20 protein-coding genes are annotated in these 24,406 nt (G+C 76.7%); 6 read left to right on the top strand and 14 right to left on the bottom strand.

The genetic code is table 11. The features are described 5' to 3' along the window. Positions 1-147 precede the first annotated feature (147 nt). The gene (locus tag ACHZ99_RS13365; RefSeq protein ID WP_420304744.1) at positions 148-1,131 is read left to right on the top strand and encodes an ABC transporter ATP-binding protein; all 984 of its coding nucleotides are present in this window, start codon (positions 148-150) and stop codon (positions 1,129-1,131) included. Beyond that, on the top strand, positions 1,128-2,282 hold the full coding sequence (locus ACHZ99_RS13360) for an ABC transporter ATP-binding protein (RefSeq protein WP_420304743.1): 1,155 nt from the start codon (positions 1,128-1,130) through the stop codon (positions 2,280-2,282). Before ACHZ99_RS13365 ends, ACHZ99_RS13360 begins: the two co-directional genes overlap by 4 nt. Before the next feature lie 32 nt (positions 2,283-2,314). Here the strand turns inward: ACHZ99_RS13360 and ACHZ99_RS13355 are convergent, their stop codons facing one another. The 10 genes from ACHZ99_RS13355 to rimP all read right to left on the bottom strand — a co-directional run bounded on the left by ACHZ99_RS13355 (position 2,315) and on the right by rimP (position 15,473). Continuing rightward, a complete protein-coding gene (locus tag ACHZ99_RS13355; RefSeq protein ID WP_420304742.1) occupies positions 2,315-2,800 on the bottom strand; it encodes a hypothetical protein in 486 nt (161 codons plus the stop codon). Positions 2,801-2,845: 45 nt separating this feature from the next. Next, the gene (locus tag ACHZ99_RS13350; RefSeq protein ID WP_420304741.1) at positions 2,846-3,820 is read right to left on the bottom strand and encodes a bifunctional riboflavin kinase/FAD synthetase; all 975 of its coding nucleotides are present in this window, start codon (positions 3,818-3,820) and stop codon (positions 2,846-2,848) included. Positions 3,821-3,924: 104 nt separating this feature from the next. After that, entirely contained in the window at positions 3,925-8,283 is a 4,359-nt protein-coding gene (locus ACHZ99_RS13345; RefSeq protein ID WP_420304740.1) for a serine protease, read from the bottom strand. Between the two features lie 136 nt (positions 8,284-8,419). Then, a complete protein-coding gene (gene truB, locus ACHZ99_RS13340) occupies positions 8,420-9,322 on the bottom strand; it encodes a tRNA pseudouridine(55) synthase TruB (RefSeq protein WP_420304739.1) in 903 nt (300 codons plus the stop codon). Beyond that, positions 9,319-9,849: a 30S ribosome-binding factor RbfA gene (gene rbfA, locus ACHZ99_RS13335; RefSeq protein WP_420304738.1), complete on the bottom strand. Its 531-nt coding sequence runs from the start codon at positions 9,847-9,849 to the stop codon at positions 9,319-9,321. The genes truB and rbfA overlap by 4 nt, the downstream gene beginning before the upstream one ends. Positions 9,850-9,873: 24 nt before the next feature. Further along, positions 9,874-10,170: a DUF503 domain-containing protein gene (locus ACHZ99_RS13330; protein WP_420304737.1), complete on the bottom strand. Its 297-nt coding sequence runs from the start codon at positions 10,168-10,170 to the stop codon at positions 9,874-9,876. A gap of 102 nt (positions 10,171-10,272) precedes the next feature. Continuing rightward, entirely contained in the window at positions 10,273-13,326 is a 3,054-nt protein-coding gene (gene infB / locus ACHZ99_RS13325; protein ID WP_420304736.1) for a translation initiation factor IF-2, read from the bottom strand. A 161-nt stretch (positions 13,327-13,487) separates the two neighbouring features. After that, positions 13,488-13,778 (bottom strand): YlxR family protein, encoded by a 291-nt coding sequence (locus ACHZ99_RS13320; RefSeq protein ID WP_420304735.1) that lies wholly within the window; start codon positions 13,776-13,778, stop codon positions 13,488-13,490. Between the two features lie 205 nt (positions 13,779-13,983). Further along, positions 13,984-14,970, bottom strand: coding sequence for a transcription termination factor NusA (gene nusA, locus ACHZ99_RS13315; protein ID WP_420304734.1), 987 nt, complete (start codon positions 14,968-14,970; stop codon positions 13,984-13,986). 2 nt (positions 14,971-14,972) lie between these two features. After that, on the bottom strand, positions 14,973-15,473 hold the full coding sequence (rimP, locus tag ACHZ99_RS13310) for a ribosome maturation factor RimP (RefSeq protein WP_420304733.1): 501 nt from the start codon (positions 15,471-15,473) through the stop codon (positions 14,973-14,975). 136 nt (positions 15,474-15,609) lie between these two features. Here rimP and ACHZ99_RS13305 point away from each other — a divergent pair, with 136 nt between their 5' ends. The 4 genes from ACHZ99_RS13305 (at position 15,610) to ACHZ99_RS13290 (ending at position 19,835) form a co-directional block, all read left to right on the top strand. After that, positions 15,610-16,131 carry a hypothetical protein gene (locus ACHZ99_RS13305; protein WP_420305199.1) on the top strand — a complete coding sequence of 174 codons (522 nt, stop codon included), beginning with the start codon at positions 15,610-15,612 and terminating at the stop codon, positions 16,129-16,131. Between the two features lie 292 nt (positions 16,132-16,423). Next, positions 16,424-16,903: a DUF4439 domain-containing protein gene (locus ACHZ99_RS13300; RefSeq protein ID WP_420304732.1), complete on the top strand. Its 480-nt coding sequence runs from the start codon at positions 16,424-16,426 to the stop codon at positions 16,901-16,903. A 45-nt stretch (positions 16,904-16,948) separates the two neighbouring features. Then, positions 16,949-17,869 (top strand): aminoglycoside phosphotransferase family protein, encoded by a 921-nt coding sequence (locus ACHZ99_RS13295; RefSeq protein ID WP_420304731.1) that lies wholly within the window; start codon positions 16,949-16,951, stop codon positions 17,867-17,869. Between the two features lie 64 nt (positions 17,870-17,933). After that, a complete protein-coding gene (locus ACHZ99_RS13290) occupies positions 17,934-19,835 on the top strand; it encodes a penicillin-binding transpeptidase domain-containing protein (RefSeq protein WP_420304730.1) in 1,902 nt (633 codons plus the stop codon). Here ACHZ99_RS13290 and ACHZ99_RS13285 read toward each other — a convergent pair. The 4 genes from ACHZ99_RS13285 to ispG all read right to left on the bottom strand — a co-directional run bounded on the left by ACHZ99_RS13285 (position 19,832) and on the right by ispG (position 24,304). Further along, positions 19,832-21,559, bottom strand: coding sequence for a proline--tRNA ligase (locus ACHZ99_RS13285; RefSeq protein WP_420304729.1), 1,728 nt, complete (start codon positions 21,557-21,559; stop codon positions 19,832-19,834). The two genes, ACHZ99_RS13290 and ACHZ99_RS13285, sit on opposite strands and share 4 nt — an antisense overlap. Before the next feature lie 97 nt (positions 21,560-21,656). Further along, positions 21,657-22,190: a GNAT family N-acetyltransferase gene (locus ACHZ99_RS13280; protein ID WP_420304728.1), complete on the bottom strand. Its 534-nt coding sequence runs from the start codon at positions 22,188-22,190 to the stop codon at positions 21,657-21,659. A 50-nt stretch (positions 22,191-22,240) separates the two neighbouring features. Continuing rightward, a complete protein-coding gene (locus ACHZ99_RS13275) occupies positions 22,241-23,086 on the bottom strand; it encodes a GNAT family N-acetyltransferase (protein WP_420304727.1) in 846 nt (281 codons plus the stop codon). A gap of 63 nt (positions 23,087-23,149) precedes the next feature. Then, complete coding sequence (ispG, locus tag ACHZ99_RS13270) at positions 23,150-24,304, bottom strand: flavodoxin-dependent (E)-4-hydroxy-3-methylbut-2-enyl-diphosphate synthase (RefSeq protein ID WP_420304726.1); 1,155 nt, start codon at positions 24,302-24,304, stop codon at positions 23,150-23,152. Between the last annotated feature and the right edge of the window lie 102 nt (positions 24,305-24,406).

Below are 24,406 nucleotides of genomic sequence, written 5' to 3'. Positions count from 1 at the left end.
GTTGAGAGCTCTTCATCGCTACGGGCCGCCTCACCACCGTCACGGAGCGGTCTTCCACCCCGGCGGCGAACCCCCGTTCCCTGCCCTGCTCCGCCGGCCCCCGATTCCTCACCAAGCTGAAGCCCGAGGCATCCTCGGAGGAAACCGGTGACGCTCCTCGACGTGCGGGACCTGCACGTGACGTACGGTACGGGCGCCGCCGCCGTCCCCGCGGTGCGCGGCGTCGACCTCACCCTGGCCGCCGGGCGCAAGCTCGGCCTCGCCGGCGAGTCGGGCTGCGGCAAGTCCACGCTGGCGCTGGCGCTGCTGCGGCTGCTGCCGCGCACGGCCCGGCTGCGGGGGGAGATCCTGCTCGACGGCGAGGACGTGCTCAGCATGTCCTGGGGGCGGCTGCGGGCGGTGCGCTGGGCGGGCGCGTCGATCGTCTTCCAGGGCGCGATGCACTCGCTCAACGCCGTCCACCGGGTCCGCGACCAGATCGCCGAGCCGATCCTGCTGCACCGGCTGGAGACCTCGCAGGCCGCGGCCCGGCGGCGGGCGGAGGGGCTGCTGGAGCAGGTCGGGCTGCCGGCGGCGCGCGGCGGCGCGTACCCGCACGAGCTGTCCGGGGGCCAGCGGCAGCGGGTGATGATCGCGATGGCGCTGGCGTGCGACCCGCGGCTGATCATCGCCGACGAGCCGACGACGGCGCTGGACGTGATGATCCAGGCGCAGATCCTGCGGCTGATCGAGCGGCTGGTCGCCGACCACGGCATCAGCCTGCTGATGATCAGTCACGACCTGGCGGTGCTCTCCGACACCTGCGACCGGCTGGCGGTGATGTACGCGGGCCGGATCGTCGAGGAGGGCCCGGCGCAGCGGGTGTTCACGGCGGCGGAGCACCCGTACAGCGGCGCGCTGGCGGCGGCGTTCCCGACCGTCGGCCGCACCGCGGACCGCCGCGCCCCGCAGGGCCTCCCGGGCGACCCGCCGGACCCGGCGCGGCTGCCGGGCGGCTGCGCGTTCCACCCGCGCTGCCCGGTGGCGCTGGAGAGCTGCGCGGCGGACGACCCCGGGCTGCGGACGGCGGGGCCGGGCAGGCGGGCGGCGTGTGTGCACGTGGAGAGCGTCAGCGTCAAGGAGGCACGGTGAGCGGGGAGTCGGCGGAGCAGGCGGCGGGGAGCGCGGGTGGCGCGGGCGGCGGGCCCGGGGTGCGGAAGGAGGCCGTACGGGACGGGAGAACCGACGCGGCGGACGTACGCAAGGAGGGCGCACCCGACGAGGACGCGCGCCCCGGGGACGTACGTGAGGAGGGCGGTGCCGCCGGGCCGCTGCTCTCGGCCGGCGGGCTGCGGGTCGTCTTCCCCGGGCGGCACGGCGCTTCGGCCGCCCGTGCCGTCGACGGCGTGAACCTGTCCATCGGCGCCGGCGAGATCGTCGCGCTCGTCGGCGAGTCCGGCTGCGGCAAGACGACCCTCGCCCGCGCGCTCCTCGGCCTGGTCCGCCCCACCGCCGGCACGGTCTCCTTCCGCGGCTCCCCGCTGTCGTACGGCAGCCGGGCGCTCCGGGCGTACCGCCGGCGGGTGCAGCTCGTGCTCCAGGACCCCAGCGGGTCGCTCAACCCGCGGCACACCGTCTACGACGCGGTCGCCGAGGGCCTGCGCATCCACGGCCGCCCGGGCGACGAGCACGCCGCCGTGGCCTCCGCGCTCTCCCGCGCCGGGCTGCGGCCGCCGGAGCGGTTCTTCCTGCGCTACCCGCACGAGCTGTCCGGCGGGCAGCGGCAGCGCGTCGTCATCGCCGGCGCGCTCGTCCTCGACCCGCAGCTGATCGTCGCCGACGAGCCGGTGGCGTCGCTCGACGCCTCGGTGCGCGGCGAGATCCTGGCGCTGCTGCTGCGGCTGCGCGACCAGCTGGGGCTGTCGGCGCTGGTCGTCACGCACGACCTGGGGCTGGCGTGGAACATCGCGGACCGGGTGGCGGTGATGTACCTGGGCCGGATCGTGGAGGCGGGCCCGGTGGAGGAGGTGCTGACCGCGCCGCGGCACCCGTACACGAAGGCCCTGCTGTCGGTGCTGCCGGAGTCGGGGACGGAGCCGGTGGTGCTGACCGGCGAGCCGCCGGACCCGGCGCGGATCCCTGGCGGCTGCCGGTTCCACGCCCGCTGCCAGCAGCTCGCCTCCGGCGCGGCGGCCGCGGCGGGCGTCGCGGACGCCTGCCGCGGCACGGACCTCCCGGTGCTGGACGGAACCGCCGCGGGGGTGGCCTGCCACCTGGCCGGAGCCGCGGCCCCGGCGACGTAGCCCGGTCGCCGGGACGGCGGCTCCGGCGCGGATCAGTTCCCGTCGCAGCCGATGCCGTCGCCGTCCCGGTCGAGGCGGTGGGGATCGCTGCCGCCGACCCACACCGGGCCCGGCAGGTCGCCGCAGTCGACGTCGGCGCCGGGCGGCGGGCCGTCCGGGTACCCGGAGGTGTTGCCGCCGCCCTCCGCGGCGCCGGGGTCCGGTGGGGGCTCTGCGGTGACGGTCTCGGTCTCCGTCACCTCGACCTCGACCTTCTCCGTCCTGGTGACGGTGGGCGCGGGCGCAGGCGACGCGGTGACCGTCACGGTGGACTCGACGGTGGCGGTGGCCGTGGCGGTCGGCGTCCCGTCCGCGGTGTCCGCCTCGCCGCCGCTGCCGCCGGCGGCGGCTCCGATGCCGAAGACGACGAGGACGCCGACCACGACGGCGATGATCCGGATCTTGCGGTTCCGCAGGGCCGGGCCGGGCGGCGGCGCGGGTGGGCGGGGTCTGCCGGGCTGGTTCGGATAGGTGCTCATGATCCCCCCTGTCACGTGGGTGCAGGCGGGGAACGTAGCGGCGTTCTACGCGTGTCCGGCAGGGGCCGGACGGCCCCCCGGGCCGGCGGTCAGCTCGCGGCAGGTGTCGACGTCCTGGCGCATCCGGGCCTTCAGGTCCTCGACGGTGTCGAAGCGCTCCTGCCCGCGGACGAAGGCCAGGAAGTCGACCGCCACGTGCAGCCCGTACAGGTCGAGGTCGTCGCGGTCCAGCGCGTACGCCTCCACCGTCCGCTCCGTGCCGTCGAACTGCGGGTTCGTACCGACCGAGATCGCCGCCGGCATCCGCTCGCCCGCGGCGTCCAGCCAGCCCGCGTACACGCCGTCCGCGGGGACCGCGGTGTGCGGCAGGGTCTCCAGGTTGGCCGTCGGGAAGCCCAGCTGCCGGCCGCGCTGCGCGCCGCGTACGACCACGCCCTCCACCCGGTGCGGCCGGCCCAGCACCTCCGCCGCCCCCGCCAAGTCGCCGTCGGCGATCAGCCGCCGGGCGAGCGTCGAGGAGAACGGCTCGCCGTCGCCCGCGGCGCCGCTGAGCTGGAGGTCGACGACGTCCACGGCGTAGTCGTACGTCTCGCCGAGCGAGGCGAGGAACGCGACGTCGCCGGCGGCCTTGTGGCCGAAGCGGAAGTTCGGCCCCTCCACCACCGCCCGCGCGTGCAGCTTGTCGACCAGCACCTTCACCACGAAGTCCGCCGGCGCCAGCTTCGAGAACTCCGCGGTGAACGGCAGGATCAGCAGCGCGTCCACGCCGAGGTCCGCCATCAGCTCCGCCCGCCGGTGGTGCGCGGCCAGCAGCGGCGGGTGGCTGCCGGGGCGTACGACCTCGCTGGGGTGCGGGTCGAACGTCACGACGACCGCCGCCACCCCCAGCTCCCGCGCGCGCTCCACCGTCCGGCCGATGATCAGCTGGTGGCCGCGGTGCACGCCGTCGAACGAGCCGATGGTGACGACGCTGCGCCCCCACCCCTCGGGGATGTCCTCCAAGCCACGCCAGCGCTGCACTGTGCCCGCTCCTCGGTCGCGTCGTCCGTGCGTACAGGATTGTGGAACACAAGACTGCCATGCGCGCGCCCCGGCACCGGACCCGGGCGCCGCCTGGGCCGCGGTCAGCACGCCCGCCGCGGGTGCGCCCCGCCCACCGCGAGCTGCGCGCCCGGGCCCAGCAGCGCCGCCCAGGCGTCCCGGTCCGCCGCCAGCCAGCCGCGCAGCTGCTCCCCGAACGACGGCGTCTGCCCGGCCAGCGCCACCAGCCGCCGGTCGAACACCGCCGCCCCCTCCGGCGTCCGGGTCAGCAGCAGCCCGATCCGCCGCACGAGGTCCCGGGTGCGCCGCTGCTCGCGCCGCTCCGCCGTGCGGCCGACCGCCGCGAGCAGCGCGTCGAGCACGGCGGGCTCCCGCTCCCGGTCCAGCAGCACGTCCAGCAGCTCGCGGCGCAGCACCCGGGAGGCAGGGGTCCCGGGGTCGGCGACGACCGGGGCCAGCGCGCGGCGCACCACCGGCGACCGCGCGGTCAGCAGGTCCACCGCGAGCGGGAGGAGCACGTCCCGGTCCGGCTGCCCGTGCTCCAGCCGCCGGTCGACGAAGTCGGCGGCGGCACCGGCGCCTTCGGGGTGCCGGTCGACGTACTCGCGGACGAGGTCCGCGGCGCCCCGCGCGGTCGCGGGGGCGGGGGCGCGTACCCGCGCGAGGGTGCGCAGCACGTCGGCGGCGCCGCCGCCGGGGCGGTGGAGGCGGTCGCGAAAGGCGTCGAGGACGGGGGCGGCGTGGGTGGCGAGGGCGGGGGCGAGGTCGGCGGGGGCGAGGTGCGGGTCGTCGGCGGCGAAGAGGGACAGGGCGCGCGGCAGATGGGCGGCGCGGCTGCCGGGGTCGCGGAGGAGGACGGCGAGGGCGGGGCCGTGGAGGGAGCCGTCGTCGGCGCACGCGAGCAGGGCCTCGGCGGCGCGGCGCAGCAGCGCGCGGTCGGCGGCGCCGCGCGCGTGCCGGGCGGCCCCCGGCGCGTACGCCGCGGCGGCGGCCCGCCGCTCCGCCCGCGGGTCGCGCGCCCAGCGGTCCACGGCGCGGCAGAGGGCGGCGGGCTCGTCCTCGGCGAGCGCGGCGAGGAGTTCGGCGGCCCGCGGGTGGGCGGCGGCGACGAGGGTGTCGGCGAGGCCGTCGACGGCGCGGGCGCGGTGGGTGTGGAGGAGCGCCTGGGCGGCGTCGGCGACGGTGGCGCCGCCGGCGGGCAGGTCGCGTACGTCGTCGAACCAGGCGACGAGCAGCGGCTGCGCGGCGGCGGGGTCGGCGTCGAGCAGGTCGCCGGCGGCGGTCAGGTACGCGGACGGGCGGCGGGTGTCGGCGGGCACCAGCAGGCGCAGCAGGTCGAGCCGGTCGGCGAGCGGGAGGGGCAGCCGGGAGAAGAACTCCGGGCCGAAGGGGGCGAGCACGTCGGGGAGTCCGGCGGTGCCGCCGAAGCGGGCGGCGTGGTCGGCGAGGCAGGCCGCGAGGCGCCGGAGGACCTGCCGGTACGGGCGCGCGTCGGGCACCCGCAGCAGGGTCCCGGCCAGCAGGTGAGCGCCCCACCAGCCGCCGCCCGGTGCGGCGGGCCCGTCCGCCGCCCCGGGCGCGGGGCGCGGCTCCGGGAACGCGGTGCGCCGCGCGGCGGCGGAGTCGGCGGCGGCCAGCAGGCCGGTCAGCCGGTGGGCCAGCTCCGTACGCCCGTGCCGGCGCTCCAGCAGCAGCAGCGCTTCGACGCACGGCCCGATGCGGTGCGGCGGCACCGGCAGCGCGCGCCCCCCGGCGCCCGGGCGGCCGCCGCCGTCGGCGGAGGACGGCAGGTCGCCGGGGCGCCAGCGCTCGGAGGTGCGGTGGACGAGGACGGCGAGGGCGGCGTCGACGTCGAGGTGCGCGCCCTCCAGCCAGTCGGCGAACTCCTCGTGCGCGAAGCGGTAACCGGCGCCGGCGGGCACGAGCAGCCCCTCGGCGAGCACCGCGTCGGCCCACCCGGTGAGTCCGGCGACGGGGTCCGGCACCCGCCACGGGAACAGCTCCTCGAACGCCGCCCGCTCCAGCTCCCCCTGCCCCGGCCCCAGGCACCGCCGCGCCGCCTCGTGCGCCTGCCCGGCCACGTAGGCGGCGAGCCGCCCGACGGCGGCCCCGCGGGGGCCGGCGGGACCGGCGCGGTGGGCGAGCCGGGAGGCGATGCGCAGGCAGACGAGGGCGAAGTACGACTCGAACACCTCCCACCGCCGCGGTCCCGCACCGCCCGGCGCGGAGTCGATGCTCTGCGCTGCCGACGCTGCCGCGGACCCCGGCAGCGGAGCGTGCCCCGCCGCCCCTGCCCCGTACCGGGCAGGACCCACCCCCCCGGGGTGCGCGGAGCCGCGCGAAGCCGAGTCGGACCCGGCTTCGCCCGGCGAACCCGCCGCCGCCAACGAGGCGGTGCCCGCTCCCGCTGCCTGCACTCCGGGCCGCGACGAAGCCGCCGCCCCGGCGGCCGCGCACCCCGCCGCACCCGGGCTCACACCCGACGACTCCGCCCCGCCACGCCCCGTCACCGGGTCTTCAGCGGCGCCCGACAGATCACCCCCGGTCCAGCCGAAGGCGGAGTCATGGCCGGGATACCCCGCCGCACCCGGACTCGCGCCCGCGGGTTCCGTCTCGCCCCCGACCGGCTCCGCCTCGCCCGGCACCCAAGCCGCGGGAGCCGAACCCGCGCCCGCCCCCGCCGGCTCCACCCCGGCCACCGGCGAAACCGCCGCCGCCCCGGCAGGCCCGCCCCCGTCCGACGGCCCCGGGCACACGCCCGGCGACCCCACTCCGCCCCCGACGGGATCCGCACCGGCCCCGGGCGTCCCGGTCCCCGCCGACCCCGCTCCGGCCCGCGGGGAAGCCGCCCCGGCCACCCCCCGCCCGGCCCCGCGCGGGGCCGCCGCGCCGTCCTCCGCCAGCGCTCCCCGGACCTCGGCCAGCAGCCGCAGCGTCAGCGGGTGGCCGGCCTCGGCCGGGTGGAGGGCGATGGCGGGGACGCCGAGGCGGGCGCGGGCCTGCCGGGCCTCCGCCGCCGTGAAGTCCCCCAGCGGCACGCACGGCGGCAGCGTGTCCGGCCCCGCCGCTCCCGCGTGCAGCGTCTCCACCGGGAACAGCCCGCCGGCCCGCTCCCAGTACTCCGGCCGGCACGCCAGCACCAGCCGGACACCGTGCTCGCGCAGCCATCCCGCCGTGTGCGCCGTCCACTCCCCCAGCGCGTGCCCGAGCACCGGCGGCATCTCCTCCGGGGCGTCGAGGAGTACGAGCAACGGCCGCCCCGCCGCCTGTGCCCGGGCGGCGACCGCCTCCGGGCTCGCCGTCGCCGGGTCGCCCGCGCAGCCGGCGGGGCCCGCGGCGGCGGTCACCGCGCGGGCGGCGGCGCGCAGCGAGCGGGCCACGGCGTCGCGCACCCCCGCGTCCGCGACCTTGAGGTCGGCCCCGCGCAGGCGCACCGACGGCGCGGGCGCCGCGTCGGCGGCGCGGCGTGCGGCGAGGCCGGCGAGTTCGGTGGACCGGCCGGTGCCGGGGGCGCCGACGAGCGCGAGGACGCGCGCGGGGCCGTCGAAGAAGCGCCCGTACTCCGCCCGCACCGCGGACCGTTCGACGGGCTCCCCCCGCCCGGGGCCGGCTCCGCCGCCGAAGCCCCCGACTCCCGCCGCGTCCCCGGCCCCCGCCGACGCCGCGGCATCCACCGGGCTTCCCGGACCCCCCTGGCCCCCGAAGCTCCCCCCACCCCTCAGCCCCAGGGGCCCCGCCGGGTGTCCCGGACCGACGGCACCCGCCCCCAGTTCCAGCGCCCCCGCCAGGTTCAGGTCCCGCCCGTACGCCGCCACCTGCGCCCCGCTCCGGTCCAGCGCCGCCGCCAACGTCCCGGACGCGTCGTCCGGCGCCCCGCGCAGCGGCACCGCGTGGGCGACTCCGCCGCGGCCCGCGTGCAGGGCCGTGCCGACCACCGCCACCACCGCGCCGCTCGCCGCGTCCACGACCGGCGCCCCGCTCGCCTCCCCGCCCGTGCGCAGCGACTCGTGCGGGGCGAGGGCGAGTTGCAGCACCCCGTCGAGGAGGTGGTAGCGGTCGGTGGCGGTGTACGTGGCCGGGGCGGCGGCCACCACCCGGCCCGGCACCCGCTCCGCCCGCGGCAGCGCGACGGCGACCTCCGCCCCGTCCTCGGCCCCGGCCGCGGCGAGCGCGAACGGCCGGGCGCCGGCCAGCCCTCCGGCGCGTACGACCGCGAGGTCGGCGCCCGGCAGCGCGGTGACGTCCGCGGCCTCGACCAGCCACGTCCGCGCGTCCTCGGGGGCGTGCAGCACCAGCCGGGGAAGTCCGTCCACGGCCTCGTGGCTGGTGAGCAGCGTGCCCGCGGCGTCGACCAGGAATCCGGTGCCCCGCGGGCGGCCGGCGAGGTCGCGGATGCGTACGACGGTGCCGGGCGCGCGCGGCGGCGGCGATGAGTGCGGCAACGACCAGCCTCCCCTGGTGGGCCCAGGGCATGGCTTGCCACCGGCTGATCACGGGAAACGGGAATGGCACGATGCGCCCCCGGGGACACCCGTTCGGCGGATGACCGCCGCCGCGGGCCCGGCGCCCGGGCCGGTCCTACGCGAACACCGCCAGCGCCTTCGCCCGCCCCCCGGCCGGCTCCACCAGCGCCAGGAACCGCCCGTCCGGGCCGAACACCGCGTTCGGCCCCTCCGCCAGCCCCTCCGGCACCGCCACCCGCACCCCGTGCGACAGCAGCCGCGCCTGGTCGGCGTCCACGTCCCAGCGCGGGAACGCCGCCGCGGCGGCCTCGCCGATCGGCAGCACGTCCAGCCGCTCCTCCAGCTGCGTCAGCGTCCGCGCCCGGTCCAGCCCGTACGGGCCGACGCGGGTGCGGCGCAGCGCGGTGAGGTGGCCGCCGACGCCCAGTCCGGCGCCGAGGTCGCGGGCCAGGGCGCGGATGTACGTGCCGGAGGAGCACACCACCGTCACGTCCAGGTCCGTCACCCGGGTGCCGTCCCCGGCCGTCGCCGGCCGGGCGTCGTGCAGCACGAACGTGCTGACGGTCACCGGCCGGGCCGCCAGCTCCACATCCTCACCGTCCAGCACCCGCTTGTACGACCGCTTGCCGTCCACCTTGATCGCGCTGACCGCCGCCGGGACCTGCATGAGGTCGCCGGTCAGCCCGGCGATGCCGGCGTCGACCGCGCCCGGCGGCAGGTCCCCGGCGTCGGCGGCGGCGGTGACGTCGCCCTCGGCGTCGTCGGTCACGGTCGTCTGGCCGAGCCGGATCGTGGCCCGGTACTCCTTGTCGGTGAGCGCGAGGTGGCCGAGCAGCCGGGTCGCCTTCTCCACGCCGACGACGAGCACGCCCGTCGCCATCGGGTCCAGCGTCCCGGCGTGGCCCACGCGCCGGGTACGGGCCAGCCTGCGCAGCCGGCCGACGACGTCGTGCGAGGTCAGCCCGGCGGGCTTGTCGACGAGGACAAGGCCGTCCGGGCCGGTCTGCTTGTGCCTCATGCCCCCGCCGGGCCCCCGTCCGCGCCGCCGCCCGCGGCGCGGCCCACCGGACCGCCGCCGTCGGTGCCCGGCTCGCCGTCGCCGTCCGCGCCGTCCGCGTCCTCGTCGCGGTCCCGCCGGTACGGGTCCGCGCCCGCCGCGTACTCCGCGCCCGCGGCGGCGGACCGCACCTGCTCGTCCTGCTGCCGGGCGCGGGCCAGCACGTCGTCGATGTTCTTGGCGTTCTCCGGCAGCGCGTCCGGCACGAACGCCAGCGTGGGCGTGAACTTCACCCCGGCCGCGGCGCCGACCGCGGAGCGCAGGACGCCCTTGGCGCTCTCCAGCCCCTTCGCGGCCTGCTCCCGCTCCTCGTCGTCGCCGTACACCGTGTAGAAGACGGTCGCCTCCCGCAGGTCGCCGGTGACGCGCGTGTCGGTGATGGTCACCCGGGAGCCGAGCCGCGGGTCCTTGATGCCCCGCTGCAGCTTCTCGGCCACGACCTCACGGATGAGGTCCGCCAAGCGCTTCGCCCGTGCGTTGTCGGCCACTGGTCCGTCTCCTTGCCCACTTGTCTACTCGTCGTCTTCGTGGTGGATCCGCCGCCGTACGGTCAGCAGCTCCACCTCCGGCCGGGCGGCGAGCATCCGCTCGCACCGGTCCAGCACGTCGGTGAGGTGCCCGGCGTCCCCGGAGACCGTCGCCAGGCCGATCACGGTCCTGCGGTACAGGTCCTGGTGCCCGACCTCCGCGGCGGTCACCGCGTACTTGCGGATCAGCTCCGCGACGATCGGGCGGACGACGGAGCGCTTCTCCTTCAGCGACCGTACGTCGCCGAGGAGGAAGTCGCAGGAAAGCGTCCCTACGTACACGTGTGTCCGGATCACCCGCCGGTACGGGATATACGAAAGAAGGGGAGGCGGCGAGGGGGCGGCCGTCCGTGACGGGCCGCCCCCTGCCGACGGTGCTGCTGATCAGGCGCGCGGCTTCTCGCGCATCTCGTACGTCGCGATGACGTCGTCCACCTTGATGTCGTTGTAGTTTCCGAGGTTGATACCGCCCTCGAAGCCTTCGCGGATCTCGGTGACGTCGTCCTTGAAGCGGCGCAGCCCCTCGATGTTGAGGTTCTCCGCGACCACCTTGCCGTCGCGGACGACCCGGGCCTTGGTGTTGCGCCTGACCTCGCCGGAGCGGATGAGCACACCGGCGATGTTGCCCAGCTTGGAGGAGCGGAAGACCTCGCGGATCTCGGCGGTGCCGAGCTCCACCTCCTCGTACTCCGGCTTGAGCATGCCCTTGAGCGCGGCCTCGATCTCCTCGATGACCTGGTAGATCACCGAGTAGTACCGGACGTCGACGCCCTCGCGCTCGGCCATCTGCGTCGCCCGGCCCTCGGCGCGGACGTTGAAGCCGATGACGATCGCGTCCGAGCCGGTGGCCAGGTCGATGTCGGTCTCGGTGACCGCACCGACGCCGCGGTGCAGCACGCGCAGGTCCACCTCTTCACCGACGTCCAGCTGCATGAGCGAGGACTCCAGCGCCTCGACGGAGCCCGCCGCGTCGCCCTTGATGATGAGGTTGAGCTGCTGCACCTCGCCGGCCTTGAGCACCTTGTCCAGGTCCTCCAGCGACACCCGGCGGGTGCGCTTGGCGAAGGCGGCGTTGCGCTCGCGCGCGGCGCGCTTCTCGGCGATCTGGCGGGCCGTCCGGTCCTCCTCGACCACCAGGAAGTTGTCGCCGGCGCCGGGGACGCTGGTCAGACCGAGCACCTGGGCGGGGGTCGAGGGACCGGCCTCGTCCAGGGGGCTGCCCAGGTCGTCGAGCATGGCGCGCACGCGGCCGTAGGCGTCGCCGACGACCATCGTGTCGCCGACGCGCAGCGTGCCGCGCTGGACCAGCACGGTCGCCACGGCGCCACGGCCGCGGTCGAGGTGGGCCTCGATCGCGATGCCCTCGGCGTCCTGCTTCGGGTTCGCGCGCAGGTCCAGGCTGGCGTCCGCGGTGAGGACGACGGCCTCCAGCAGCTCCTCGATGTGCAGGCCCTGCTTGGCGGAGATGTCGACGAACATCGTCTCGCCGCCGTACTCCTCGGCCACCAGCCCGTACTCGGTGAGCTGGCCGCGCACCTTCGACGGGTCCGCGCCCTCGACGTCGATCTTGTTGACCGCGACGACGATCGGCACCTCGGCCGCCTTGGCGTGGTTCAGCGCCTCGACCGTCTGCGGCATCACGCCGTCGTTGGCCGCGACCACGAGGATCGCGATGTCGGTCGCCTTCGCACCGCGGGCACGCATGGCGGTGAACGCCTCGTGACCGGGGGTGTCGATGAAGGTGATCCGGCGCTCGTCGCCGTTGACGTCGGTCGCCACCTGGTACGCGCCGATGTGCTGCGTGATGCCGCCGGCCTCGCCCTCCAGGACGTTGGTCTTGCGGATCGCGTCCAGCAGGCGCGTCTTGCCGTGGTCGACGTGGCCCATGACGGTGACCACCGGGGGCCGCGCCACGAGCGCTTCCTCGCCGCCCTCGTCCTCGCCGAACTCGATGTCGAAGGACTCCAGCAGCTCGCGGTCCTCCTCCTCCGGGCTGACGACCTGGACGGTGTAGTTCATCTCCTCGCCCAGGAGGTGCAGCGTCTCGTCGGAGACGGACTGCGTCGCGGTGACCATCTCGCCCAGGTTGAACATGACCTGGACCAGGGACGCCGGGTTGGCGTTGATCTTCTCCGCGAAGTCGGTGAGCGACGCGCCGCGGGAGAGACGGACCGTCTCGCCCTTGCCGCGCGGGAGCATCACGCCGCCGATGGACGGCGCCTGCATCTGCTCGTACTCCTGGCGGCGCTGCCGCTTCGACTTGCGACCGCGGCGCGCGGGACCGCCCGGACGCCCGAAGGCGCCCTGCGTGCCGCCGCGGCCACCGGGACCGCCGGGACGGCCGGCGAAGCCGGGACGGCCACCGCCGCCGGGACGGCCACCGAAGCCGCCGCCACCGCCGCCGCCACCGGGACGGCCGCCGAAGCCGCCGCCACCGCCGGGACGACCGCCGCCGCCACCGCCCGGACGACCGCCGGGACCGCCCGGACGGCCACCACCGCCGCCGCCACCGGGACGGCCGCCGGCCGGGGCGCCGGGACGCCCGCCGGGGGCGGGGCGCTGCGGCATCATGCCGGGGTTCGGGCGCGGGCCGCCGGGACGCGGGCCGCCGCCCTGGCCGCCCTGCGGCCGGGGCATGCCGCCCGGGGTCGGCCGGGAGCCGCCCGGCGCCTGCGGGCGCGGGGCGCCGCCCTGACCGCCGCCCTGGCCACCGCCACCGCCGCCGCCTCCGGGGCGGGGGGCCTGCGGGCGCGGGGCCTGCGGGCGGGCCATGCCGGTGGAGCCGCTGGACGTGAACGGGTTGTTGCCCGGGCGCGGGCCCGCGGGCCGGCCGCCGGGCCGCGGGCCGGCGGCGCCGCCGCCGGGACGGGCACCGCCGGAACGGCCGCCGCCGGGCTGGCCGCCGCCGGACTGACCGCCGGACTGGCCGCCGCCCTGGCCACCGCCGCCGCGGGCGGGGGCGGCGGGCGGGCGCGGACCAGGCTTGGCCCCGGGCTTCGGGGCGGCGCGGTCCGCGGCGGGCGGCGCGGTGAACTCCGGCGCCTCGGGCGCCGGGGTCTTCTGCGCCGGCGGGGTCGGGCCCGGAGCCGGGCGCGGCCCGGGCGTGGGCGCGGGCCGGCCGGCGTCGGCGCCGGGGCGCGCCGCGGGCTTGCGCTCCGCGGCCTCCTCGGGCTTGACGGGGGCGGGCTTCGCCGCGGGCGCCCCGGGCACGCCGGGCTTGGCGGCCTTCTTCTTGGGCGCGGCAGGCTTGCCGGCGGGCTTGGCCGCAGCCGAGCCGTTGCCGGACTGGAATGCGTCAGTCAGTTTGCGTACGACCGGCGCCTCGATGGTCGAGGACGCCGAGCGGACGAATTCGCCAAGTTCTTGGAGCTTGGCCATGACGACCTTGCTCTCGACGCCGAACTCCTTGGCGAGTTCGTATACCCGGACCTTAGCCACTTCGCTCCTTCTGGTCCGGGGGTGTCCGCCGGACCGTCGCTACTTCTGCATGGGCGTACTCATCGCGTACTCATCGAGTGCTCATCGCAATCTCGACCCACTTCCGACTCGCGAGGTACCTGGCCGCACGGGATTCCGCGCGGCGCTCGTCTTGCTGTTGCTCATGTCTGCTCTGCCTCCACGGCCTGCGCCACGAAACGGTCCACGTCCGCGGTGCCGAGCGGGCCCCGGGCCCGCAGGGCCCGGACGAACGCCCGGCGGCGGACCGCCAGGTCGAGGCATGCCTTGACGGGGTGCAGATATGCGCCCCGGCCGGGCAGCGTACCGCGAGGATCAGGGACGCATGCGCCCCCGGCCTCCACCACACGCAGCAGATCGCCTTTGGTCGCACGCGCCCGGCACCCCACACAGGTGCGCTCGGGGCAGGCCCGGGCGCGTGTCCGGCCAGACACGCTCAAGTCTACCTCCCCGGCCGGCGGCACCCGCGCCGGGGTGCCAATCGAACGGCTGTTTTTGCCCAGGGCGACAGGCAGCCCACGGCGGGCCCGACGATACGTGATCAGGGCCGGGCGGGGCGACCGGGTTTTCGCGGGCGGCCGCCGGCCCGGGAGGGCGCGGGGCGGCCGCCCGGGCCCGCGGGTCCGGCGGGCGCGGGCGTCAGTCCGCCGCCGGCTCCGTGTCGGGGCGGATGTCGATCCGCCAGCCCGTGAGCCGCGCCGCCAGCCGGGCGTTCTGGCCCTCCTTGCCGATCGCCAGCGACAGCTGGTAGTCGGGCACCGTCACCCGCGCCGAGCGCGCCGCCAGGTCGACGATGTCGACCTTGCTCACCCGCGCCGGCGACAGCGCGTTGGCGACGAGCTCGCCCGGCTCGTCGGACCAGTCGACGATGTCGATCTTCTCGCCGCCCAGCTCGGCCATCACGTTGCGCACCCGGCCGCCCATCGGCCCGATGCAGGCGCCCTTCGCGTTCAGCCCGGAGCGGGTGGACCGTACGGCGATCTTCGTACGGTGCCCGGCCTCGCGCGCGATGGCCGAGATCTCCACCGAGCCGTCGGCGATCTCCGGCACCTCCAGCGCGAAGAGCTTCTTCACCAGGTTCGGATGGGTGCGCGAGAGGGTCACGGACGGGCCGCGTACGCCCTTGGTCACCCGCACCACGTACGTGCGCAGCCGGGTGCCGTGCTTGTACTCCTCGCCAGGCACCTGCTCCTGCACCGGCAGGATGGCCTCCAGCCGGCCGATGTCGACCAGCACGTTGTTGGGGTCCTTGCCCTGCTGGACGACCCCGGTGACGATGTCGCCCTCGCGGCCCGCGTACTCGCCGAAGGTGACCTCCTCCTCGGCGTCCCGCAGCCGCTGGAGGATGACCTGCTTGGCGGTGGTCGCGGCGATGCGGCCGAAACCCGAGGGGGTGTCGTCGAACTCGCGCGTCTCCCCGCCCTCCGGAACGTCGTCCGGATCCTCCTTGGCCCACACCGTGACGTGCCCGCTCTCCCGGTTCAGCTCCACCCGGGCCTGCTGGCGGCTGCCTTCGGTGCGGTGATAGGCGATGAGGAGGGCCGACTCGATGGCCTCGACCAGCAGGTCGAAGGAGATCTCCTTCTCCCGCACCAAGCCGCGCAACGCGCTCATGTCGATGTCCACGGCTACGAGCCCTCCTCGTCCTTCGTCACCTTGCGGTTGAACTCGATCTCGACCCGGGCCGCGGCGATCTCGCCGAAGTCCAGCCGCCGGTCGGCGGGCCTACGACCCTTCACCCCCGGGACCTGGAGGTCCAGCCCCGCGTCGTCCACCGCGGTGATGCGTCCCACGACCTCGCCGCCCTCCCGAAGCTGCACCTTGACCATCCGGCCCGCGGCACGACGGTAATGGCGCGGCAGGGTCAGCGGGCGGTCCGTACCCGGAGACGTGACTTCCAGGACGTACGGGCGGTCGCCCATGGCGTCGGTGGCGTCCAGCTCCTCCGCGACGCGCCGGCTCAGGTCCGCGCAGGTGTCCAGGCCCACGCCGCCGTCGGCGTCGACCACGACCCGCAGGACACGGCGCTTGCCCGCCGGGGTGACCGCGATCTCCTCCAGGTCGAGGTCGCGTTCCTTGACGAGCGGCTCCAGCAGATCGCGCAGCCTCTCGTTCTGGGTGGTGCTCATCCGGGTGACTCCTCGGCCGCGTGTGCTGTTGTGTGACGTCACGTGTCCGGTCAAAGGGTATCCGCTCCACGACCTGTGCGTTGCCCACCGGTACGCTCGGCTCGTGCGGATCAAGGGACTCCCGGCGAGAAGGACCGTGCTGGCCGGTGCCGCCGTGCTGGCGGCCACCGGCACCACCGCGGGCTGTTCCGGGGACGACGGCGACGGCGGGGACGCCGGCCCCGCGGCCACGGAACGGATCCGGCGCCGCGCCGCGGAGGAGTCGCGCGGCCTGCTGCGCCGCTACGACGCGACGGCCTCGGCGCACCCCGCGCTGGCCGCCGCGCTCGACCCGCTGCGCGCCGACGTGGCCCGGCACGTGGCGGCGCTGGGCCGCGGCCTGCCGGCGGGCACCCGCGCCGCGTCCGGCGGCGGCGCCGGGGCGGGCCCCGGCGACCGCGCCGACGCCGAGCCCCCGCCGCCGGCGCGGAAGCGCGGCGGCGAGGAGGTGCCGGCGGATCCCGCGCAGGCGCTCGCCGCGCTGGCCGCCGCCGAGAAGCGCACCGCCGACGCCCACACCGCCGCCCTGGCCGCGGCCCCGGGCGAGGTCGCCCGGCTGCTGGCCTCGGTGGCGGCGGCGGGTGCGGCCCACGTGTACCTGCTCGGGGAGGCGGGGTGAGCGGTACGGGGCCCGGCCCTGGGCGCCACCGCGGAGAACCGGGCGGGCCCGGGTGCTCCGCGGTGCGCGGCCGGGGCGGGAACCGGCCGGACCGGCACCTGCTCGACCGGCACCCGCCGGGCGGGCCCGGCGCGCGCCCCGGCCCCCGCCACCGGCGGCGACCGGCGGCGCACGAGGCGGAGCCGCCGCCGGGGGCGCGGCGGCCGAGGACCACGCCGAACCCCGCCCGCCCCGCCCCGGCCGGCCACGGCGCCCCGCGGCCGGCCGGCCGTTCCGTACCCCGGGAGGCACCGTGAGCGAACCGTCCGACGACGCCCTCGCCGCGGCCCAGCGCGCGCTGGCCGCCGAGCACGCCGCCGTCTACGGCTACGGCGTCGTCGGCGCCCACGCCGGGAGCGGCCGGGCCGGCGAGGCCCGCGCCGGCTACGACGCCCACCGCGCCCGCCGCGACGCCCTCAGCCGGGCCGTCCGCGACCTCGGCGACGCGCCGCGGCCCGCCGCCGCCGCGTACGCGCTGCCGTTCGCGGTGCCGGACGAGGCGGCCGCCGTACGGCTCGCGACCGAGCTGGAGGACCGGATCGCCGGCAGCTACGCCGACCTCGTCCAGGCCGCGGACGGCGACCTGCGCCGCGACGCCGCGGCCGCGCTGCGCGAGGCGGCGGTCCGGGCGGCGCGCTGGCGCGGGGGGAGCGTAGCCTTCCCTGGGCTGGCCGAACGCACGGCCGACACCGCACCCGCGGGTCGGCAGCGGGACGCCGGCCGCACGGACTGACCCCGCCCGACACCAGCACGAGGACCCGGCAAGGACACCGCCCGTATGGCATCTGCACCGCAGTACCGGCCCGAACCGCCGGAGCGCCTGGTGCGCCACGTCTCCGCCCACGGCGACCCGGGCCGCGCCTGGCTCGCGGGGCTGTCCGGGCTGGTCGACGGCCTGCTGCGGCGCTGGGCGCTGACGCCGGAGCGGGTGCACGCGCCGGGCGGCCGGACCAGCGTGCTCGTCCTGGTACGCCGGGAGGACGGCACGCCGGCGGCGCTCAAGGTCGCGTACGAGCCGGAGCGCATCGCGGCCGAGCAGCGCGCCCTGGAGCACTGGAACGGCCTCGGCTCCGCGCGGCTGCTGCGCGCCGACGCCGCCGCGGGGGCGCTGCTGCTCGAACGGCTCCAGGCGGACGTCAGCCTCCGCTCGCTGCCGGAGGCCAAGGCGCAGCTGGAGGCGGCGGCGACGCTCCAGCGCCTCTGGACCGCGCCGCCGGACGGGCACGCGCTGCCGACGGTGCCGGACCACACCGCGCGGCTCGCGGACCGGCTGCGCGAGCTGCGCGCCGAGCCGTACGCGGCGCTGGTCGACGCCGCGCTGGAGCGCCGCGAGGAGCTGCTCGGCGACCGCGCGGCGGCCGGGCCCGACGTGCTGCTGCACGGCGACTACCACCAGGGGCACGTGCTGGCCGCCGAGCGGCTGCCGTGGCTGGCGGTGGGGCCGCGCCCGCTGGTGGGCGAGCGGGCGTACGACCTGGCCTGGCCGGCCCGGGACCGCGTCGACACCCTGGTGGCCGCGCCGGGCGCGGCGGCGGCGACCCGGCGGCGGCTGACGAAGCTGGCGGACTCCCTCGACGTCGACCGCGACCGGCTGCGCGGGTGGACGCTGTTCCGCTGCGTCGCGGCGGGCGTGACGGGCCTGGCCCGCGGCGACGTGAACGGCGGCGAACTCCACCTGGAGTACGCGGGCTGGCTCTGACCGCCGTCCGCCCGCGGCCCGTTGACGCCGCCGCCCGGCCGGGACAACGGCCTAGGATGCGCCCATGGATCTGGGACGGCCCGCCCGCGCACGCCCGCGGCGGGCCCTGGTGGCCGGGGGCGTCGTGGCCGCCGCCGGGGTGCTGGCCGGCGGCATCGTGCACCTGACGGGCGGGGACGGCGCCGCCGGCGACGCGCGCGCGGAGGTCCGGGCGTACGCGGCCGCCTGGGCGCGCGGCGACGACGAGGCGGCCGCCCGGCACACCGACCGGCCGCGGGCCGCCGCCGACCTGCTGGACTCGGTACGCCGCGGGCTGGGCCCGCGGGACGTGCGGGTGTCCGTGGACGACGCGGAGAAGGCCGCGGACGGCACGTACACCGTGCCGCTGGCCGTGCGGCTGCGGCTGCCCGACTTCGGCACCTGGGAGTACGAGACCCGCGCGGTGGCCCTGCCCCCGGCCGGCGACGGCGACGGCGGCTGGCGGGTGCGGTGGGAGCCCCGGCTCGTCCACCCCGGGCTGCGCCGCCACCAGACCCTCGTCGAGACCACCCGGCGCGCCGAACGCGCCCCGATACTGGCCGCCGACGGCTCCGAGCTGGCCGGCGACGCCAAGGTCTGGGCCGTCTCCATCTGGCCCGCGAAGCTCTCCGACCCCGACCGCGCGTACGACGTCCTCGCCGACCCCGCGCTCGGCGCGGACCTCGACGTCCCGCGGCTGAAGAAGCGCGTGGCCGACGCCGACCCGGACCGGTCCGTGCCGGTGGTGACGCTGCGGGACGAGGTCTACCGGCAGCACCGGAAGCGGCTGCTGGACGTGCCCGGGCTCCAGTTCGTCGACTCGACGCAGCCCGTCGCCCACCTCGCCCGCTCCCTCGTCGGCGCCGTCGCCCCGGACACCGGCCGGGGCACCTCCGCGCTCCAGGCGCGCTACGACGACCGGCTGTACGCCGCGCCCGGCGCCGAGGTCGTGATCGCCGACCGCGCCACCGGCGCGCCGGTGCGCACGCTGGCGCGCAAGCAGCCGGGCACGGGCAGGCCGGTGCGCACGACGATCGACCCCGGGGTGCAGCGCGCCGCCGAGGAGGCCGTCGACGGGCTCGGCACGACCGCGTCGATCGTCGCGGTGGACCCCGCCACCGGCCGGGTGCTGGCCGTCGCCGACAGCCCGGACTCCGGCGAGAGCCGCGCGCTGACCGGGCGCTTCCCGCCCGGCTCCACGTTCAAGACGGTCACCGCGGCCGCGCTGCTGGAGGGCGGCCTGGCCGCCGGGGACCGCGTGGGCTGCCCGGCGGCGGTGCACGTGGCCGGGCAGCGCTTCGAGAACCAGGACGAGTTCGCCCTGCCGCCCGGCACCACCTTCGCCGAGGCGTTCGCGCAGTCCTGCAACACGGCCTTCGTCGGCCTGCGCGACGAGTTCGGCGCGGGGACCCTGACCCGTACCGCCCGGGCCTTCGGCATCGGCGGCACCTGGGAGGTCGGCGCGGCCACCTTCGACGGCAGCGTGCCGGCGTCCGACGGCGTCAACGACCGGGCGGCGGCGCTGATCGGGCAGGGCCGGGTGGAGGCGAGCCCGCTGGTGATGGCGTCGGTGGCGGCGACGGTCAAGGACGGCCGGTTCCGGCAGCCGGTGCTGGTGCCGGCGGCCGTGGACACGCCGTACCGGGCGCCGGAGACGCTGGAGAGGCGCACCTGGGAGCAGCTGCGCTCGATGATGCGCGACGTCGTCGTCGACGGCTCGGGCTCGGCGCTCCACGGGATCCCGGGGCTGCCGCACGCCAAGACCGGGACCGCCGAGTACGGCACAGAGAGCCCGCCGCGCACCCACGCCTGGATGATCGGCTATCTGGAGGGCGCCGACCTCGCCTTCAGCGTGCTCGTCGAGGACGGCGGCTCCGGCGGCGAGGACGCCGGCCCGGTCGCCGCCGACTTCCTCCGCGCCGCCCGCGCGGCGGGCGGGTCCGGCTAGCCCGCGGCCGTCAGCCGCGCCAGCGCCTCGTCCACCGGCAGCTCCTCGCGCTCCCCGGTGCGGCGGTCCTTCAGCTCCACCACGCCGTCGCCCGCGCGCCGCCCCGCGACGAGGATCTGCGGCACCCCGATCAGCTCGGCGTCGGTGAACTTCACGCCCGGCGACACCGACGCCCGGTCGTCCACCAGCACCCGCACGCCCGCCGCGCCCAGCTTCTCCGCCAGCTCCAGCGCCAGCTCCGTCTGCCGCGCCTTGCCGGCCGCGACAATGTGCACGTCCGCCGGGGCCACCTCGCGGGGCCAGCACAGCCCCAGCTCGTCGTGCGTCTGCTCGGCGAGGGCGGCGACCGCCCGGGAGACCCCGATCCCGTACGACCCCATGGTCACCCGCACCGGCTTGCCGTCCTGGCCGAGGACGTCCAGCTCGAAGGCGTCGGCGTACTTGCGGCCGAGCTGGAAGATGTGGCCGATCTCGATGGCCCGGTCCAGCTCGATGCCGGTGCCGCAGCGCGGGCAGGGGTCGCCGGGCTCGACGACGACCACGTCGAGGTACTGGTCGACCTCGAAGTCACGGCCGCACACGACGTTGCGCGCGTGCGCGTCGGGCTTGTTGGCGCCGGTGATCCACGACGTGCCGGGGGCGACGCGGGGGTCGGCCAGATAGCGGAAGGCCCGCTTCTCGGGGGGCCCGGTCATGCCCTGCGGGCCGACGTACCCGCGCACCAGGTCGGGGCGGTCGGCGAAGTCCTCGGCGGTGACGACCTCGACCCGGGCCGGGGCCAGCTGCTCGCCGAGCTTGCCGAGGTCGACCTCGCGGTCGCCCGGCACGCCGACCGCGGTGATCTCGCCGTCGACCTTCACCAGCAGGTTCTTCAGCGTCGCCGAGGCGGGGACGCCCAGGTGCGCGGCGAGGGTCTCGATCGTCGGGGTGTCCGGCGTGTCCAGCTCCTCGACCGGCGGGTGCCCGTCGGCCGGGGCGGGCGGCACGGTCGTCGTCATCGCTTCGGTGTTGGCCGCGAACCCGCAGGAGGGGCACTGCACATACGTGTCCTCGCCGGCGGCGGCGGGGGCGAGGAACTCCTCGCTGGCCGAGCCGCCCATGGCGCCGGAGACGGCGGAGACGATGCGGTAGTCGAAGCCGAGCCGGTCGAAGATGGCCCGGTACGCCTCGCGGTGCAGCGCGTAGGAGGCGGCGAGGCCGTCGTCGGAGGTGTCGAAGGAGTACGAGTCCTTCATGTGGAACTCGCGGCCGCGCAGCACGCCGGAGCGGGGCCGGGCCTCGTCCCGGTACTTGATCTGGATCTGGTAGAGGATCACGGGCATGTCCTTGTAGGACGAGCACTGGTCCTTGACCACCTGGGTGAACAGCTCTTCGTGGGTGGGACCGAGCACGTAGTCCACGCCCTTGCGGTCCTTGAGGGCGAAGAGCAGGTCGCCGTACTCGCCGGCGCGGCCCGTCGCCTCGTACAGCTCGCGGGGCAGCAGCGCGGGCAGCAGCACCTCCTGGCCGCCGATCGCGTCCATCTCCTCGCGGACCACCCGGGCCACGTTCTCCAGGACCCGCTTGCCGAGCGGCAGCCACGTCCACACCCCGGCGGACGAACGGCGGACATAGCCCGCGCGGACGAGCAGCTTGTGGCTCGCGGTCTCGGCGTCGGCGGGGTCGTCGCGCAGCGTCTTGAGCATCATCCGGGACATGCGCTGAACGTGGCTGTGCTGACTCATGCCCCGGACTCTAGCGCCGGACGCGGGCCCGCCGGTAATCCGTCCGCCGAAGCTGTGGACGAACCGCAGGTTGTGGGCAACTCGGCTTGTGGACAGGTCACCGCAGCAGCGGCAGCTCGGCGCCCATCACCACGTACGGGCTGGGGGCGCCGGGGAAGACCACGCGGCGGGCGAGGTCGCGGTATCCGAGCTGCCGGTACAGGTGGCGCGCGGGGCTCTCCACGTCGATCGCGGAGAGCAGGCTCCGGGGCTCGGCGGCGGTGTCGGTGATCCGGGTGATCAGCTCCCGGCCGATGCCGCGCTGCTGGAAGGCGGGGTGCACGTGCAGCTCGGTGATGACGAAGGCGTCGTCGAGCCAGCGGTCCTCGCCGGCGGCGCGCAGGTACGGCTGCACGACCGTGGACCACCAGTAGACGCGGTTGTTCGGCATCCCGTAGACGAACCCGGCGAGCCGGCCGGTGGCGGTGGTGGCGCCGAGCGCGCGGGCGCCGGAGTTGGTCAGGTGCCGCAGCACGACGTGGCGGCGGACGCCGATCTCGTCGTCGGTGAGCCCGAAGGCGACGGCCTGCACGGCGAGCGCGTCGTCCACGCGGGCGGCGAGGTCGAGGGGGCCGACGACGACGTCATCCATGGCTGGGCACCCTACCCTGCGCCGCGGCCCGCCCGGCGCCGGTACGGCACTCAGAACAGCACGCTCATGAAGGCGCCTGCCTCGCGGAAGCCGACCCGGCGGTACGCCGCGCGGGCCACGGTGTTGAAGTCGTTCACGTACAGGCTGACCACCGGCGCCACCTCGCGCAGCGCGTACCGCAGGACCGCCGCGAGGCCCGTCTCCGACAGCCCCCGCCCGCGGTGCTCCGGCGCCACCCAGACGCCCTGTATCTGGCACGCCTGCGGCGTCGCCGCGCCGATCTCCGCCTTGAAGACGACCTCGCCGTTCTCCACGCGCGCGAAGGACCGGCCGCCGCCGACCAGCTCGGCGACCCGCGCCTGGTACAGCAGCCCGCCGTCGCCGGCGAGCGGCGAGACGCCGACCTCCTCGGTGAACATCGCCACGCACGCCGGCATGATCAGGTCCATCTCGTCCTTGCGGATGCGGCGGACCAGCGGATCCGGCTCGACATCGGCCGGCACCGAGGCGGTGACCATGAGCGGCTGCCGGGCGCGGACCTCGCGCGCGGGCCCCCAGGCGGGCTCCAGCAGGGACCACAGCTCGGCGGTGGGCCCGGCCGGGCCGACGATGGAGGAGCAGCGCCGCCCGGCGCGCCGGGCGCGCTCGGCGAAGCCGCGTACCGCCTCGGGGGTGGCGCAGACCGGCACGAGGTTGGCGCCGGCGTAGCACAGGGACGTCAGCCGTCCGCCCGCGTACCAGCCCCAGAGTTCGCCGCCCAGCCGCCAGGGGTCGAGTCCGGCGACGGCGACGCGGGAGGCGACGAACGCGTTGGCGACCGGTTCACGGTCGAGCACGGCGCGAGCCGCGTCGAGCTCCGCGGGTTCGAGGAGCCGTGTGGTGGTGGTCGTCAACACAGCGGCACTGTACCTGTGCGCGCGGGTGCCCGCTTCCTGTGGGTACGCCCCGTGCCCGGGCGGTCAGCCGACCGTGACCTCGGGCTCCCCCGCGGCGGCGCCCTCGGTCTCCATCCGCTCGGCGATCTTCATCGCCTCCTCGATCAGCGTCTCGACGATCTTCGACTCCGGCACGGTCTTGACGACCTCGCCCTTGACGAAGATCTGGCCCTTGCCGTTGCCGGAGGCGACACCGAGGTCGGCCTCGCGGGCCTCGCCGGGGCCGTTGACGACGCAGCCCATGACGGCCACGCGCAGCGGCACCTCCATGCCGTCCAGGCCGGCGGTGACCTCGTCGGCGAGCTTGTAGACGTCGACCTGGGCGCGGCCGCAGGACGGGCAGGAGACGATCTCCAGCCGGCGCTCGCGCAGCCCGAGGGACTCCAGGATCTGAATGCCGACCTTGACCTCCTCCACCGGCGGGGCGGAGAGGGAGACGCGGATGGTGTCGCCGATGCCCTCGCCGAGCAGCGCGCCGAAGGCGACGGCGGACTTGACGGTGCCCTGGAAGGCGGGGCCGGCCTCGGTGACGCCCAGGTGCAGCGGGTAGTCGCAGCGGGCGGCGAGCTGCCGGTAGGCGTTGACCATGACGACGGGGTCGTTGTGCTTCACCGAGATCTTGATGTCCGTGAAGCCGTGCTCCTCGAACAGCGAGCACTCCCAGAGCGCGGACTCGACCAGCGCCTCCGGGGTGGCCTTGCCGTACTTCGCGAGCAGCCGCCGGTCGAGCGAGCCGGCGTTGACGCCGATCCGGATGGGGGTGCCGGCGGCGGACGCGGCCCGGGCGATCTGCTTGACCTGGTCGTCGAACTTCTTGATGTTGCCGGGGTTCACCCGGACCGCGGCGCAGCCGGCGTCGATCGCGGCGTACACGTACTTCGGCTGGAAGTGGATGTCCGCGATCACGGGGATCTGCGACTTCCGGGCGATCACGGGCAGCGCGTCGGCGTCGTCCTGCGTGGGGCAGGCGACGCGGACGATCTGGCAGCCGGAGGCGGTCAGCTCGGCGATCTGCTGGAGGGTGGCGCCGATGTCGGAGGTGCGGGTGGTGGTCATCGACTGGACGGAGACCGGCGCGTCGCCGCCGACGGCGACGGAGCCGACCTGGAGCGTACGACTCGCCCTGCGCTCGGCCATCTTCAGCGGAACGGACGGCATTCCCAGCGAAACGGCAGTCATCTGGCGGCAACCCCTGTGGTACGGATCATGGCCCCCGCCGGATGAGGGCCCGGTACCCGAGATTACGGCACGGGTCCGGCGGCCCATGGCGTGCGGGTGGGG

It is taken from the genome of Streptomyces sp. MAR4 CNX-425 (assembly GCF_048656465.1).
In the GTDB taxonomy this organism is placed as follows: Bacteria; Actinomycetota; Actinomycetes; order Streptomycetales; family Streptomycetaceae; genus Streptomyces.
Note: the sequence above shows the minus strand (reverse complement) of the source record. Positions and strands in the feature narration are given on the sequence as shown.

What these genes read in the sequence shown, in the direction of transcription:
- ispG (WP_420304726.1), bottom strand. Translation starts at nt 24,304, where the DNA reads ATGACTGCCGTTTCGCTGGGAATGCCGTCCGTTCCGCTGAAGATGGCC.
- truB (WP_420304739.1), bottom strand. Translation starts at nt 9,322, where the DNA reads ATGAGGCACAAGCAGACCGGCCCGGACGGCCTTGTCCTCGTCGACAAG.
- ACHZ99_RS13280 (WP_420304728.1), bottom strand. Translation starts at nt 22,190, where the DNA reads ATGGATGACGTCGTCGTCGGCCCCCTCGACCTCGCCGCCCGCGTGGAC.
- rimP (WP_420304733.1), bottom strand. Translation starts at nt 15,473, where the DNA reads ATGAGCACCACCCAGAACGAGAGGCTGCGCGATCTGCTGGAGCCGCTC.
- ACHZ99_RS13295 (WP_420304731.1), top strand. Translation starts at nt 16,949, where the DNA reads ATGGCATCTGCACCGCAGTACCGGCCCGAACCGCCGGAGCGCCTGGTG.
- ACHZ99_RS13290 (WP_420304730.1), top strand. Translation starts at nt 17,934, where the DNA reads ATGGATCTGGGACGGCCCGCCCGCGCACGCCCGCGGCGGGCCCTGGTG.
- ACHZ99_RS13355 (WP_420304742.1), bottom strand. Translation starts at nt 2,800, where the DNA reads ATGAGCACCTATCCGAACCAGCCCGGCAGACCCCGCCCACCCGCGCCG.
- ACHZ99_RS13285 (WP_420304729.1), bottom strand. Translation starts at nt 21,559, where the DNA reads ATGAGTCAGCACAGCCACGTTCAGCGCATGTCCCGGATGATGCTCAAG.